This window comes from Croceitalea vernalis (genome assembly GCF_031846405.1).
Classification (GTDB): Bacteria; Bacteroidota; Bacteroidia; order Flavobacteriales; family Flavobacteriaceae; genus Croceitalea; species Croceitalea vernalis.
The window spans coordinates 165,717-180,811 of record NZ_JAVRHU010000004.1 but is presented as its reverse complement, the minus strand read 5'-3'; the positions used below and the strand labels follow the sequence as shown (position 1 = coordinate 180,811).

General features: G+C 32.7%; 11 protein-coding genes. 10 read left to right on the top strand and 1 reads right to left on the bottom strand.

Translation table 11 applies throughout. The annotated features are described in order from the left end of the window. From RM520_RS13645 to RM520_RS13635, 3 genes are all read left to right on the top strand, one after another. On the top strand, positions 1-494 hold a 494-nt coding region (locus RM520_RS13645; protein WP_311388363.1), incomplete at its 5' end, for a T9SS type A sorting domain-containing protein. Between the two features lie 90 nt (positions 495-584). Continuing rightward, on the top strand, positions 585-1,799 hold the full coding sequence (locus tag RM520_RS13640) for an O-antigen ligase family protein (protein WP_311388362.1): 1,215 nt from the start codon (positions 585-587) through the stop codon (positions 1,797-1,799). Positions 1,800-1,803: 4 nt separating this feature from the next. Further along, positions 1,804-2,904, top strand: a complete 1,101-nt coding sequence (locus tag RM520_RS13635; protein WP_311388361.1) for a glycosyltransferase — start codon at positions 1,804-1,806, stop codon at positions 2,902-2,904. On the opposite strand, the gene RM520_RS13630 is transcribed toward RM520_RS13635, so the two are convergent. Next, complete coding sequence (locus RM520_RS13630; RefSeq protein WP_311388360.1) at positions 2,901-3,665, bottom strand: carbohydrate deacetylase; 765 nt, start codon at positions 3,663-3,665, stop codon at positions 2,901-2,903. The genes RM520_RS13635 and RM520_RS13630 overlap by 4 nt on opposite strands. Positions 3,666-3,779: 114 nt before the next feature. Here RM520_RS13630 and RM520_RS13625 point away from each other — a divergent pair, with 114 nt between their 5' ends. The 7 genes from RM520_RS13625 (at position 3,780) to RM520_RS13595 (ending at position 15,047) form a co-directional block, all read left to right on the top strand. After that, positions 3,780-4,934, top strand: coding sequence for a glycosyltransferase family 4 protein (locus RM520_RS13625; protein WP_311388359.1), 1,155 nt, complete (start codon positions 3,780-3,782; stop codon positions 4,932-4,934). Between the two features lie 76 nt (positions 4,935-5,010). Further along, positions 5,011-6,189, top strand: coding sequence for a glycosyltransferase (locus tag RM520_RS13620; RefSeq protein ID WP_311388358.1), 1,179 nt, complete (start codon positions 5,011-5,013; stop codon positions 6,187-6,189). An 80-nt stretch (positions 6,190-6,269) separates the two neighbouring features. Continuing rightward, positions 6,270-7,388 (top strand): GDP-mannose 4,6-dehydratase, encoded by a 1,119-nt coding sequence (gene gmd, locus RM520_RS13615; protein ID WP_311388357.1) that lies wholly within the window; start codon positions 6,270-6,272, stop codon positions 7,386-7,388. Between the two features lie 2 nt (positions 7,389-7,390). Continuing rightward, positions 7,391-8,341 carry a GDP-L-fucose synthase family protein gene (locus RM520_RS13610; protein WP_311388356.1) on the top strand — a complete coding sequence of 317 codons (951 nt, stop codon included), beginning with the start codon at positions 7,391-7,393 and terminating at the stop codon, positions 8,339-8,341. A gap of 37 nt (positions 8,342-8,378) precedes the next feature. Continuing rightward, complete coding sequence (locus RM520_RS13605) at positions 8,379-9,131, top strand: glycosyltransferase family 2 protein (RefSeq protein WP_311386391.1); 753 nt, start codon at positions 8,379-8,381, stop codon at positions 9,129-9,131. A 127-nt stretch (positions 9,132-9,258) separates the two neighbouring features. Then, positions 9,259-14,358 carry a PQQ-dependent sugar dehydrogenase gene (locus RM520_RS13600; RefSeq protein ID WP_311388355.1) on the top strand — a complete coding sequence of 1,700 codons (5,100 nt, stop codon included), beginning with the start codon at positions 9,259-9,261 and terminating at the stop codon, positions 14,356-14,358. After that, positions 14,355-15,047 carry a fibronectin type III domain-containing protein gene (locus RM520_RS13595; protein ID WP_311386389.1) on the top strand — a complete coding sequence of 231 codons (693 nt, stop codon included), beginning with the start codon at positions 14,355-14,357 and terminating at the stop codon, positions 15,045-15,047. Before RM520_RS13600 ends, RM520_RS13595 begins: the two co-directional genes overlap by 4 nt. Positions 15,048-15,095: the final 48 nt, after the last annotated feature.

Below are 15,095 nucleotides of genomic sequence, written 5' to 3'. Positions count from 1 at the left end.
GTCTTATTGTTACTCTAGACCCTGCTGGTCCGTTCACAACAGATGATCCAATACAACTATTAACTGCAACGCCAATCGGTGGTATGTGGAGTGGTGATGCAAATAAAATAGGGAATTTTGATCCTTCAAGAGGAGTTGGAACGTATACAGTTACATACACATACACAGATGAAGAAACAGGATGCGTTGCTGAGGGCTCAATGGAAATTATTGTTGAACCGGGTCTTGAGCCACTTGAAGATGTCAATGGGTTTATAATATACCCTGTACCAACTGATGGAGATTTAAATATTAATCTTGAAAATTACATGAATGAACTTGTTCAGGTTAGAATTGTAGACGCCTCTTCTAGAGTAGTATTTGAACAAGTATTTAATGAAAATCATTTACAAGTAGAAACCATAGATTTAAGTTATTTATCAAGTGGTATTTATCATTTATTATTTGATTCAATGGGTTACCGAAGTGATGTAACGTTCACTGTGAACAAATAAAACGTCTAGTTAAAAATGTAATTTGAACAATCACTTTTTATTTAATGCGTTATTCATTTACTTTTGTTTTTATATGAACTCATATACTTAATGAATTACACGCGTCAGCAGAAAGTTTCAAAAAGAGCATTGGGTGGTTATATAATCATAACCATTTTAGTGCTCTTTGTTTTAGGTCCTCGATTTGGAATTACAAAAATAGGTACCTATGGATTACTACCTTTACTTAGTGTAATTGGACTATCTTTAAGTATTAAAAAAGGTCAATATTTAACAAGAAAACATGAGTTTTACTGTTTGATATTTTTATTTTTTTTATCCCTAACAGGTCTTTTTTATTATGAAGACCTTACTGAGATGATAGCAAATATGACTCGTTTGCTTGGAGCCATTCTAGGAGCATATTGTGCCTTAAGTTTATCGCAGGCAAAGAACAACTTCCAAGTTCCATTTCACGTAGCTTATGTTCTATTAATTGCTGGTCTTTTTATAGTTATGGTTACGAATGGAAATTTTGTTCTAGGTATAGGTTTGAGCAGTTCAAAATTATTAAGAGATGTATTTATGTTAAATGCAAATTCATACTCCTATTACTCATTTTTTGCGAATATTTCTCTCTTCATCCTCTTTCTGCAGTATAAAAACTTAATTACCAAAATTGCCTTAGGATTATTTCCAATTTTATTCATTTTAATATCATTTGCCACTCAATCAAGATCTGGACTACTTTTTATTGTATTATCTAATTTGGTTTTTTGGTTATTCATTTTTAAGACCAATAATAAAAATCCGTTCAAAAAATTAGCTACATCCTTTATTACTCTGGTTGCTATAGTTTTTGCAATTTATCAATTTACCATTTTGCTACTTCAATCCGATTTTAGTAAAAGATTAAGTGTAAAAGAAGATAGTAGTCAAGAAAGAACTAACATCATGATTGAAGGTATAAATTACTTTCTTGAATATCCTTTTACAGGGGTTGGCATTGGGCAGTATCCTATTTATAGTAAGTATGGCCTTTTTACACATAATTCGTTTATTGAAGCTTTTGCAGAGCAGGGTTTCATAGCAGGAATCTTGGTGTTAATTATATTCATAAGACCACTTATAATCTCATTTAGTTTATTTAAAAAGCATAGACAAAACCCGGAAGTAAAAGTTCAATTTTTATTTTTTATAGTTTTTGCTCTTTTTAATAATTTTTATGTTTTTTATAAGTTTTCATTTGCAATGATATTTCATTTTATAATGATTGGCTATCAACAACAGACTCTAAGAAATCTTCAAATTAAAGACGAAACCTAACCAAATGAAAAATAAAAAACGGTCTATAGGCTTTCTACTTGGTGCGGCATCTAATGAAGGCGGAATTGCGCGAGTAACCTCCATTATAGCGGAGCAACTACAAAATCTGTCAAACTATGAAATTCATATCATTAGTTACGTAAATACTAATAATGAAGGTTATGGATGGAGTTCTGACCTTACCTTTCACTCGCTTTTTAAAGAAAGAAAGCCTTTAAAAAAACGCATTGTTAATGGAGCGTATAAGTTGAATAGAATAATTAAACATAATCAAATTGATGTTTTAGTCAGTTGTGGTGCTTTATTTGGTCCTTTAGGACTTTTAGGAACGCTTCTTAGTAATACTAAACATGTTTATTGGGATCATTCGAACTTTTTTCAAGATACTGATCATAATTTTGAACGCCAAGGAAAAAGAATTACAGCAAAGTTTGCAGATGTCGTCGTTCCGCTAACTAAGACAGATAAGGTAAATTACGAGAAATTTTCGAAAGCTAAAACAGTTACACAAATATACAATCCGGTTGATGCGAACTTGTTCAATCAAGAGATAGTATATAGAAGCTCATCCAAAAAAATAATTAGCGTTGGACGCTTAGGTAAACAAAAGAATTTTTTAGGTCTTGTGGATGTAGCTAAAATTGTACTTAGCGAAAGACCCGAATGGGAATGGCACATATTCGGAAAGGGAGAACAAGAGGAGAAAATTCAAGAAAAGATTAATAAATTCAATCTTAATGAAAAACTTTTTTTAAAAGGACATCATTCAAATCTCTATGAAGCCTATAATGAATACTCTTTACTTGTAATGACATCTAAGTATGAAGGATTTCCTATGAGCTTATTGGAAGGAATGGCTAAATGTCTTCCTTTAGTTAGTTATGACATTTCTACTGGGCCTAATGAAATAATTAAAGAAGAGGAAAATGGTTATCTTATTGATTTTGAAAATAAAGAGGAAATGGCTAATCGAATTATTTCATTATTAGACGACACATCTACTAGAATTAAGATGTCTGAAAATCAAAAATCGATAGTCAATAATTTCAAACTAGAACAAATAGTTGGGCAATGGGATTCTTTGTTTAGTAATTTAATTGGTTAAATATCACTAAAGGAATTAAACGCCTGCGAGGAGATATCAAATAACTTTTCAAGTTTAGTTTTCAAGCAGACATTGTCCATATCTACTACAAGAGATTCATCACTATTTATATATTTTGAATGTACCATAATTTCATAGTTCTTTTCTGATGAAAAAACCACACCTTTCATATTATCTATATCTCCAAAATAATTTGTTGTTTTTATCCCTTTAAGCCTGTTTCTTAAATTATAAATTCGTCTGTAATACTTTTTAACAAAACTATTTTCTTCCCCTGTATTTCGGGTTATTCTTATTTTTTCTATGTCAAATTCTTCTGCTATTAAAGTAACAATAGTTCCTATGGCCCACTCTGTATGTACGTGATGATGACTATCTATATGTGTTGGTTTTTGGCCAAAAGCTTTTATAAATTTTAATAATTGAGCTTTTAACTCATTATAAACCATTTCTTGACTTATTTTATCCAGGACAAACAACGAAGATTTTCTAGCATTACCATTAAATCCATTGATATCTGCAAAAGTATTGTTGTTTTTTATAGCTTGGGTTAAAGGCATTCCTTCCGTCAAATTAAAATGGATTCCGATTGTATTAATATCAATTAACCCTTTATGAACATAGTTAATTGCATCTTCAAATCCTTCATTAAAATTAACCAAGGTAGTTGTACTACTAATTAAATTTTGTTGGTAAGAATTATAAATTGCCTTATTCACAGAAGATGAATAACCAAAATCATCACTATTAATTATTATCATAATCTTAACTACCTATTTATATACCTGTAACGAAGAATATTCCCGATTATTAAACGTTAAACTAAAAATAAAAGATAACACTGTCATTTTTTTAATTATCAAATAATATTCTGAATGCGTACAACCGTGCATTACATTACAAATATTGCTCCTTTATATAGAAAAAACCTTTGGAATAGATTACTCCACAATAAAGATATTGACATTAAATTCTTTTTTGGAAAGGGCAAAAGTGGAATCAAAGAAATAGATACTACTGATGAAGAATACAAAAACTATCAGTCTTCTTTTTTTGAATTAAAGAATTACTGGTTTAAGAGTAAAATTTTAGTTTGGCAAAGTAAGGTGATTGCAAATAGTTTTTCTCAAAAACCTGATCTTACAATACTACTAGGTGAATTTGCTGTTCTGAGTAATTGGATTTTAGCATTAATTTACAAGGTAAGGAGAATACCGTTAGTAATTTATGGCCACGGAATGTATGGGAATGAAAAAGGGGTAAAGGCTCTTTTAAGAAAACTATATTTAAAAACTGCTGACGCTCATCTAGTTTATGAGAATCATGCGAAAAACGTAATGATCCAATCTGGTTTCAATGCAAAAGATATTTATGTTTTTTATAACTCATTGGACTACGATACTCAAATAAAACAAAGAAATGAACTCTTAACTGAAACTAAGAAATCAAAGGATTTTTTTGAAGATAAAAGCAGACCAGTAGTTGTTTTTATCGGCCGATTAACAGAAGAAAAAAAATTACACTATTTGATAGAAATTTCAAAAAGACTTGAACATGACACGCCAATTAATCTCTTATTTATTGGGAAAGGACCAGTTATGGAATCTCTAAAAAATAAAGCAAAAAATGATTTAAAAGATAAAAGCTACCACTTTTATGGTGCTTGTTATGATGAATCTGAATTAGGCGAATTATTATTTAATAGCGACTTATGTATTTCACCTGGCAACGTTGGTTTGACCGCCATACATGCCTTGACCTATGGAACACCAGTTGCTACTCATTCTAATATTTTTGAACAAGGCCCTGAGGTTGAAGCGATACAAGAAGGTGATACTGGTTTTTTCTTCGAACAACATAACTTGGAGGACTTAGCCCAAAAAACAAAGGAATGGATTAATCATTCTTCCATAAACCGCGAGGCAATAAGAAAAAAATGTTTCAATATTATTGAAACAAGATATAACCCAGACAATCAACTCAAAATATTTAAAAGATTACTGGCAGAACAAATAAAACCTGAGTCATAACAAAATGAAATTGTTACAAATAAATACTGTTGTTAATTATGGGTCAACAGGCAGAATTGCCGAACAGATTGGTGATTTGGCATTAGAAAAAGGATTTAAAAGTTACATTGCTTATGGTAGAAAAAATGGAAATAGCCATTCTGAATTAATTAGAATTGGCACTAAATTTGACAATTATACGCATGTAGCGAAAACCAGAATAACCGACAAACATGGACTGGGATCAGTAGGTGCTACAAAAAAATTTATTTCAATAATTAATGAAATTGAGCCTGATATAATTCATTTACATAATATTCATGGCTATTATTTAAATTATAAACTATTATTTGAATATTTAAATGAAATTCAAATTCCCATTGTTTGGACCTTACATGATTGCTGGTCATTTACAGGGCATTGTGCATATTTTGATTTTGTAAATTGTAGTAAGTGGATTTCGGGTTGTCACTCATGCCCCCAATTAGCTGCTTATCCAAAAAGTTATGTTGATAATTCTAAAGCTAATTTCAATTTAAAATCAAAATTGTTTGCCGCTAATAAAAATTTAACTTTAGTTCCTGTTTCATTTTGGCTAAAAAATCTGCTTACTAAATCTGTTTTAAAGAATTTACAGAAGAAGGTTATACACAACGGTGTTAATCTTGAAAAATTTAAACCTTACTCCGACACAACAGACATTGATAGGAAATTTAATATAGTAAATGAGCACTTAATTTTAGGAGTTGCAAGTGTTTGGGAGCAGAGAAAGGGATTACAAGATTTTGTAAAATTAAATGACTTATTAAAAGACCGTTTTAAAATAATGCTTGTTGGTTTAGACAAAAAACAAATAAATTCTTTACCTGCAAATATTATTGGTATCGAACGCACGGAATCACAAGAGGAATTGGCTCAGATATATTCTAGAGCTGATGTTTTCTTTAACCCCACTTATGAGGATAATTTTCCAACAACAAACTTGGAAGCAATGGCTTGTGGTACACCTGTGATTACTTACGATACAGGGGGTAGTCCCGAATCAATTACTGACGAAACAGGGTTCATTATCACTAAGGGTGATCTAAGGTTAGCTTTGGAAAAAATTGAATTGCTAGTTAATAAAAACAAAATCGCTACTACTTCAAAGTGCCGTGATAATATTAGTTCTAATTACGAAATGAACAAACAGTTTGAAAAATATTTTGATCTGTACGAGAAAATTTTATCAAAAAAAGTAACTAGAAAAAAAATGGGCAAAAAGAATATAATTTAGACTTAACATTGTTTGTCATTTTTAACAATAATATACATCTATAATCGTTTATCAATTTAAACTAGAAAATCAAGACAATTTTGAAAAATAAAGTAGCATTTATTACTGGAGTTACCGGGCAAGATGGAGCATATCTAAGTGAACTTCTTTTAAAGAAAGGGTATACCGTGCACGGTCTAAAACGAAGATCTTCATTATTTAATACGGATAGAATTGACCATTTGTATCAAGATCCACATATTGAAAATAGAAATTTTGTACTGCATTATGGTGACATGACTGATAGTACTAATTTAATTAGGTTAATTCAAGAAATTCAGCCGGATGAGATTTATAATTTAGCTGCAATGTCTCACGTTCAAGTATCTTTTGAAACTCCGGAATATACAGCGAATGCCGATGGCATTGGCACACTTAGAATATTGGATGCCGTTAGACTTTTAGGTCTTGAAAAGAAAACAAGAATATATCAAGCATCTACTTCAGAATTGTATGGTAAAGTTCAAGAAGTACCGCAATCTGAGACCACTCCATTTTACCCAAGAAGCCCATATGCAGTTGCAAAAATGTATGCTTATTGGATTACTGTAAACTATAGAGAAGCATATGGCATGTATGCATGTAATGGTATATTATTTAATCACGAATCTCCAATTCGGGGAGAGACTTTTGTGACACGGAAAATCACTAGAGCAGTTTCAAGAATTGCCTTAGGTTTGCAAGATAAATTTTATCTAGGCAATTTGGATGCTCGAAGAGATTGGGGTCATGCTAAAGACTATGTTAAAATGATGTGGATGATTTTGCAAGCTGAAGAGGCTGAGGATTGGGTAATTGCGACTGGTAAAACAACTCCTGTTAGAGATTTTGTTAGGTTAGCCTTCAATGAAGTCGGAGTTGAACTAGAATTCAAAGGTGAAGGAGTTGAAGAAAAAGCATTTGTAAAAGCTTGTAATAATCCTGATTATCAAATAGAAATTGGAAAAGAAATTCTTTCAGTTGATCCTAAGTATTTTAGACCAACCGAGGTTGAGCTTTTAATTGGTGACCCAACAAAAGCTAAAGAGAAATTAAATTGGGAAGCCACTTATGATCTACCGGCCTTAGTTAAAGATATGATGCAAGGTGATCTTAAGGTTATGCAAAAAGATCAGCATTTAAAAGATGGAGGTTTTACCACATTTAATTATTTTGAATAAGAATGCAAAAGAATAACAAGATATACATTGCTGGTCATAGAGGTATGGTTGGCTCTGCAGTTTGGCGAGCGTTTTCAAAAGCCGGATATAACAACATTATTGGTAAAACTAGCAAAGAATTAGACTTACGCAATCAATCAGAAGTTTTTGATTTTATTAAAAATGAAAAACCCTCTATTATTATTGATGCGGCTGCTCGAGTAGGAGGAATTTTAGCGAATAATGATTATCCGTATCAGTTTTTAATGGAGAATATGGAGATTCAAAACAACCTAATTAAAGCTGCTCACGAAAATAATATTACCAAATTTGTATTTCTTGGTAGTTCTTGTATTTATCCAAAATTAGCACCTCAACCCATTAAGGAATCTTATTTATTAACTTCTGATTTAGAACCGACGAATCAATGGTACGCAATTGCTAAAATATCAGGAGTTAAGTTATGTGAAGCTATAAGAAATCAATTTAATAAAGACTTTGTTAGTCTTATGCCAACGAATCTTTATGGGCCATTTGACAATTTTGATTTAAAATCGTCTCATGTTTTACCCGCTATGATTCGTAAATTTCATGAAGCAAAAGAAGATAATAATGCTCCCGTAACCTTATGGGGAAGTGGCACACCAATGAGAGAGTTTTTACACGTAGATGATATGGCTCAAGCCGTTCTATTTGCTGTTGAAAACAAATTACCCGAACACTTATATAATGTTGGTACAGGAACAGATGTAACAATAAAAGAATTGGCTTTGACAATACAAAAAGAGGTTGGTCATCAAGGTGAAATACTCTGGGATAGCACAAAACCAGATGGCACTCCTAGAAAGCTTATGGATAGTTCAAAAATGAATTCTTTGGGATGGAATGCTAAAGTTGAGTTACATTCTGGTATTTCAACCACTTACAAATGGTTTTTAGATAACATCGGTGATTTTAAAGAAGTTAAAATTTAAAATCGATTTCAAAACCATTTGATTTAAAACTCACATAATGAAAGTTAGTATTATCACGGGTACATATAACAGTGCTGAATTTATTGAATCATGCATTCAAAGTGTCAACAATCAGGATTATTTAGACATTGAGCATATAATCATTGATGGCGTTTCAAAAGATAATACCCTAGAGTTAATAAAAAATAGTGATAGCAGGGTTGTGAAAATAGTTTCAGAACCAGATAAAGGAATTTATGATGCTATGAATAAAGGATTGAAAATGGCGACTGGTGAAATTGTAGCTATTCTAAATTCAGATGATTTTTATAATTCAAATGATGTTGTTAGTACTGTGGTAAAAAAGTTTAAAGAACATAATCTTGATTGCCTTTATGGTAATTTATATTATGTCAACCAACAAAATCCTGATATCATAGTAAGGAACTGGGCAACTGGTGAATACAACAAACAAAAAGGATTTCAATATGGTTGGCATCCCGCTCACCCGACATTTTTTGCAAAGAATCGAGTCTACAAAAAGTATGGTTATTTCAATTTGGACTTTAAAATAGCCGCTGATTTTGAGATAATGCTAAGGCTACTACAGAAAAATAATATAAATGGTTTTTATCTAGATAGCCCTATAGTAAGGATGCGATTAGGAGGAGAAAGTAATAAAAGCATTAAAAATATTATTCGTGGAAACAAAGAATGCATGAAGGCATTTAAAGTTAATGACTTAAAGGTTAGTGCGTTATATCCTATATATCGTATTTTACCCAAATTAAAACAATTTATTACCAAATAGCTTTATTTCAACGATTTATTACCTCCACATACCTTTTTAATCCTAACAGATATACTATTTATCTATATCTTTGTAGAGTTACGTAATCCTTACATGCCCTAAGTATCGTATCTATATAAACTACTACATGCGCCCCAAGAATATTGTAAACGGAACTCGTTTCCTATATCTTTCCTTGCTACTAAGTTTTTCATCATTATTTGGTCAAATATCTTATGAGAAAGTATTTACTGATGTTGATTTTGATTTACCAATAGAACTTTTAAATGCCAACGACGGAACAGATAGACTTTTTATCGTAGAACAATTAGGTAAAGTTAGAGTAATCCCAAATGACCAATCAATTGTGGGTTCCGATGTTGATGTCTTTTTAGATATTTCTTCAAAAATTAATATTAGCGTTGGACAAGAAGTTGGTCTACTAGGAATGGCCTTTCATCCAGATTATACAAGTAATGGTTATGTTTATGTTTATTATACAGACTTTATAAATGGACTGGTGAATATGAATCTTGCGAGATTCACAGTGGATTCTAATAATCCAAATCAGGTTGACCCCTCCTCTGAATTAGAACTTTTTCAGTATATCAAAAATCTTGACCAAGGAAATCATAATGGCGGTAAAATCGCATTTGGTCCTGATGGATATCTGTATGTTTCTATTGGCGATGGCGGTGGCGGTGGAGACCCAGCTGGTAATGGTCAAGATTTGAACACAGTTTTTGGAAGCATTTTACGAATAGATGTAGATCTAAACGGCGATAATCCGGTTGAATCAAATCCAGAAGAGCCCAATGGGCGATATGAAATACCTTCTGACAACCCGAGAGTAGGTTTGTCAGGTTTAGACGAGCTTTATGTTTGGGGTATCAGAAATACATGGAAATTTTCTTTTGATAATGTCAATAATATCATGTGGGGTGCCGATGTAGGACAAGGTCGTAGAGAAGAAATCAACATCATTACTAAAGGAGCTAATTATGGCTGGGGTAAATACGAAGGTCTTACAACTTATGACAATAACGTTAGTCTAATAACTTCGCCCGACACCAAGCCAATTCTTGAATATGACCATAGTGACAATGATAAATCAATCACCGGAGGATACGTGTATCGCGGACCAATAAACAATTCTTCTATTTCCAATAAATACATTTATGGTGATTATATCTCGGGAAGAGTTTGGGCATTAGATTATGATTCAACAACTGGTAATGCAACTACCGAATTCCTTTTTAGAACAAATGGACAAAAAGTTGCCAGTTTTGGTCTTGATGAAGCTCAAAATATTTATTTTTTAGATTATGGATATGATGTTCATATATATAAAATAACTGGTGATAGTTCAGGCCCTACTACAACTGCAGTTGATGGTATAGGAGATTGGTTAAAAACTGGCTTTGAAGGCACTAACGGCATCGTTCAGACTATTCATAATGATGGATCAGATAATTATTATGTTGGTGGTGATTTTAGCTCAGTTGAAAATATTTCTGCCAACAACATAGCCTACTATTCTGTTGAAAATGGCTGGAATTCATTAGGAAATGGAACAAATGGTACCGTAAATGCCATTATCTCTGATTCACAGGGTAATGTATACATTGGAGGTAGTTTTTCTGAAGTAAATGGTGTTACAGCTTCTAACATTGCTGTTTGGAACGGGAGTATCTGGTCGGCTCTTAAGGGAGGGACAAGCGGTACAGTTGCAAAATTAGGTCTAGATAGTCAGGATAATTTATTCGTTGGCGGAGTCTTCATTAACGTAGATAATAGTATAACTGCGAATAACATTGCAAAATGGGACGGAAGCAATTGGAGTAATCTTATCGATTCCAGTACCAGTACAATAGGTACAAATAATGAAATTAGGTCCATTGCTTTTGATGAAAATGACAACTTAATTGTTGGTGGTAATTTTAGCACCGCTGGTGGTAAAACAGCATTGCGAATTGCAACATGGGATGGAAATTTCTGGGGGACTTTAGGTAATGGAACAAGTGGCTTCGTTGAATCAATATATGTAACTCCAAATTATATCTATGCTGGCGGGAACTTTTCAATTGCAGGAAATATAAACGCTAATAGAATTGCTAGATGGAATAGAAATAATGAGAATTGGGAAGCTCTAGGAAATGGATTAAGTGGAAATGTAAGTGCTCTGGCATATGATGGAACTTACATTTATGCTGGGGGTAGTTTTGAAACAGCCTCAGATATTGAAGATGTAAATAAAATTATGAACAATATCGCTCGCTGGAGCAGTTCAAATGGCTGGCAGGCACTAGGTCCAAATAAAACAGTTGGAGTATCCACAGGGATAAATTCCCTTGCTTTCAACACTAATAGTTCCATTTTGTTGGCCGGAGGTAATTTCAACAATGCAGGTAATATTAGTTTTGACAATATCGCAGCATGGCAAGAATCAAATAGTTGTTCAAACGGTTTTGTTACCCCTGAAATATTAGTTAATGGTAATTTAACCAATGCTACTTCTTTAGATTTAACTGAAGGAGACATATTAAGTATTTCAATTGAACAGGATTTTGACTTTCAGATAAGACTACCAAATGGTTCTTTTAACCAAGGTATACTAAACATAAGTAGTGCAGGGGAATCAGATACTGGAACCTATAGTATAATGACAACGCAAGGTTGCACATTAAGTTTAATTATTAATGTAACGGCTCCAGAAGTATGTAATGCATTTAGTATAACACCTGAATACGACATTAATGGAGTCATAAATAGTGGTTCTAATGAATTAACTATTGAAGAAGGAGATAGTTTTGTTTTAAGAATAGTACAATCTACAGGTTTTACTATAACTAAACCCGACAATGTAGTTGTTGATGGAGAACTAAATTTCGGTGTTGTTAATACGTCTCAGGGAGGTATTTATACTTTTACAACGGAAAATGGTTGTATTGAAGATTTTAATCTTATCATAAACCCACCAGCTGGTTGTGATAAATTTAGCATAACACCTGAATATGTTATCAATGGAGAAACTTCTTCTGGACTGAATGAAATTACACTGGAGGTTGGAACATCATTTGTTTTAGGCATTAGACAATCAACAACTTTCACTACAACTTTACCTGACAATAGCATAGTTAATGGTTCCTATGATTTTGGGCTTCTTGAAATTTCAGATTCTGGTACTTATACCTTTGAAACCTTAGCCGGATGTGTTGAGGAATTTTTACTGAATGTAACAAATAGTTCAACCTGTACTGCTGAAAGTATTACACCTGAGTATTCAGTTAATGGAACAACATCAAACGGACTTAATGAGATAGAAGTAAATGAGGGAGATGAATTTATATTAGGAATTTTGCAGTCAAATACTTTCACTATAACCCTTTTAGATAGTAGTGTAGTTAGCGGTCCTTATGATTTTGGGGCCTTAACAATAGATGAGGATGGTATTTACAACATTACCACTGATGAAGGTTGTGAAGAAACTTTTACACTTAACGTTCTCCCCAGTATTACATGCACTAGCGCTAGCATTACTCCAGAATACACCATAAACGGAGCAACATCATTTGGTTTAAACCAAATAACCCTAGATGAAGGCACCACATTTGAACTTGGTATTTTACAAAACAATAACTTTGAAATAACACTACTCGATAATTCAATAATAAGTGGAGTTTATGATTTTGGAACATTAACAACCTCTGATTCGGGTAATTATCAAATTACAGACGAAAATAATTGCATCGAAAATTTTGAGTTGATTGTTTTGCCCGTAGAAACCTGTGACCAGTTCAGTATTACCCCAAAGTACCTAATCAATGAGGAAGAATTTATTGGGGAGAATGAATTAACGTTAATAGAAGGAACTGCTTTTCAGCTGGGCATTAGACAATCTAATACATTTACAATACAGTTTCCGGATAACTCCATTGAAAATGGACCTTATGATTTTGGAATTTTAAGAGTAACAAATCAAGGAACTTATACATTCACAACAGACGAAGGCTGTACTGAAGATTTTGTGTTAATCATTTTACCCGATTCTGATTTTGATGGGATAACCGATGCAGATGATTTATGCGCAAATACACCAGACGGTCAGGCTCTAGATGAAAATGGCTGTGCAGAATCTCAATTAGATGATGATAATGACGGTGTTTCCAACTTAGATGATATTTGTGATAACACTCCATTTGGAGAGTCAGTTAATTCTACTGGTTGTTCATCATCTCAATTGGATAGTGATAGTGATGGAGTGGTTGATATGAATGATATTTGCCCAAATACTCCAACAAGTGAATCCACTGATTTAAATGGGTGCTCAGAATCGCAATTGGATGACGACAATGATGGGGTTTTCAACAACACAGATTTGTGTCCTAATACTGAACCCGGAATTACGGTAGATTCCGATGGTTGTGAAATACTACCTGATGATGATAACGATGGGGTTCCAAATATTGATGATTTATGTCCAAACACTTTACCCAATTCATTAGTAGATACTGATGGTTGCGTGACTGTTTTACCAAATGACAATTTTACAATAAGTACAACAAGTACCACTTGTCGAGGTGTCTTTGACGGAGAACTTTTGATTAATTCCAATTTAGTAAATGAATATACAGCAAGTTTGACCAGTACCTCATTTGCGGTAACAAGAAACTTTAATGAATCCGTATTAATTAATGAATTACCCGCCGATACTTATGAATTATGTCTTACTGCCGAGGACCTTGAAAATTATGAGGTTTGCTTTACAGTTGTTATTGAAGCACCTCAGCCATTAAGCGTATTTAGCATAATCAATCAGGAAGAACAGTCCGTTACATTACAAATGGCTGGTAGTGAACAATTTGTGATATCATTAAACTCAAAAAGTTTTACAACTACAGCAAATGAAATTACGCTTGATTTACCAGAAAAAATCAATGAGCTTAAAGTAAGTACTGGCCAAGAATGTCAAGGTGTTTTTGAAGAAAATATTGTAATTTCTAATGATGCATGGTTATATCCAAATCCATTTAATAATTCAATTTTATTAAATACTTCTCGAATTAATGAAACTAGCATTAGTTATATAATTTACTCTATTTCAGGGAAACAGTTAATAGAAAACACAGTAGATATTGAAAATAAAAACGAAATTGAGTTACAATTTGAAAATTTACCTTCTGGGGTTTTTATTCTAAAATTGACGCTAAAAGATTCGCAACAAATATTTAAATTAGTGAAGCGATGAAGAGACTATTCCTTTTAATGGTGATTTTTTTGATTAGTTGTGGACCTGATGTAGATATCTTACAAACGATTTTAGTTCTTCCTTCAGAGGTCGAACTCATTTTTCCAGAAAATAATTCAGAATGTACGGCAGGTATTATTATTTCAGAAACAGAAAGTGAGGTGATTTTTGAATGGAGTGCTGCAGAAGTAACCGATGGTTATCGAGTATCACTCGTAAATTTAACTTCTGGTGAAGAAGTTTTCTTTGACGCTACAGAAAATTCCTTACCTATCAGATTATTAAGAGGAACACCCTATGAATGGTATGTGGCCACTTTTTTAAATAATTCAGACGAAACAATACAGAGCAATACCGAAGTGTTTTACAATGCTGGTCCTGGAATAGAATCTTTTATTCCCTTTCCTGCCACTAATGTTTCTCCAATTAATGGCGAGGTATTTGAATCTACAACGACGGCAATTACACTTCAATGGACTGCGGAAGATTTAGACAATGATATTGTTGCTTATGATGTTTATTTCAGTTCTAATAACCCTCCTGAACTGTTTGCTACTGATTTGAATACAACGTCATTATCTAATATAACGATTATGTCTGGAACCGAATATTTTTGGAAAGTGGTAACTCGCGACCAAAATGGCAATGAATCCATTTCAGATACATTTACTTTTAATGTTGCAGATTAGTTTAGAATTAATGCTACTCTACCGCAATTATGCCTTGCCACACCAAAG

Coding starts and splice junctions, on each gene's coding strand:
- RM520_RS13625 (WP_311388359.1), top strand. CDS start 3,780: ATGCGTACAACCGTGCATTACATTACAAATATTGCTCCTTTATATAGA.
- RM520_RS13605 (WP_311386391.1), top strand. CDS start 8,379: ATGAAAGTTAGTATTATCACGGGTACATATAACAGTGCTGAATTTATT.
- RM520_RS13640 (WP_311388362.1), top strand. CDS start 585: ATGAATTACACGCGTCAGCAGAAAGTTTCAAAAAGAGCATTGGGTGGT.
- RM520_RS13600 (WP_311388355.1), top strand. CDS start 9,259: ATGCGCCCCAAGAATATTGTAAACGGAACTCGTTTCCTATATCTTTCC.
- RM520_RS13630 (WP_311388360.1), bottom strand. CDS start 3,665: ATGATAATAATTAATAGTGATGATTTTGGTTATTCATCTTCTGTGAAT.
- RM520_RS13595 (WP_311386389.1), top strand. CDS start 14,355: ATGAAGAGACTATTCCTTTTAATGGTGATTTTTTTGATTAGTTGTGGA.
- RM520_RS13610 (WP_311388356.1), top strand. CDS start 7,391: ATGCAAAAGAATAACAAGATATACATTGCTGGTCATAGAGGTATGGTT.
- RM520_RS13635 (WP_311388361.1), top strand. CDS start 1,804: ATGAAAAATAAAAAACGGTCTATAGGCTTTCTACTTGGTGCGGCATCT.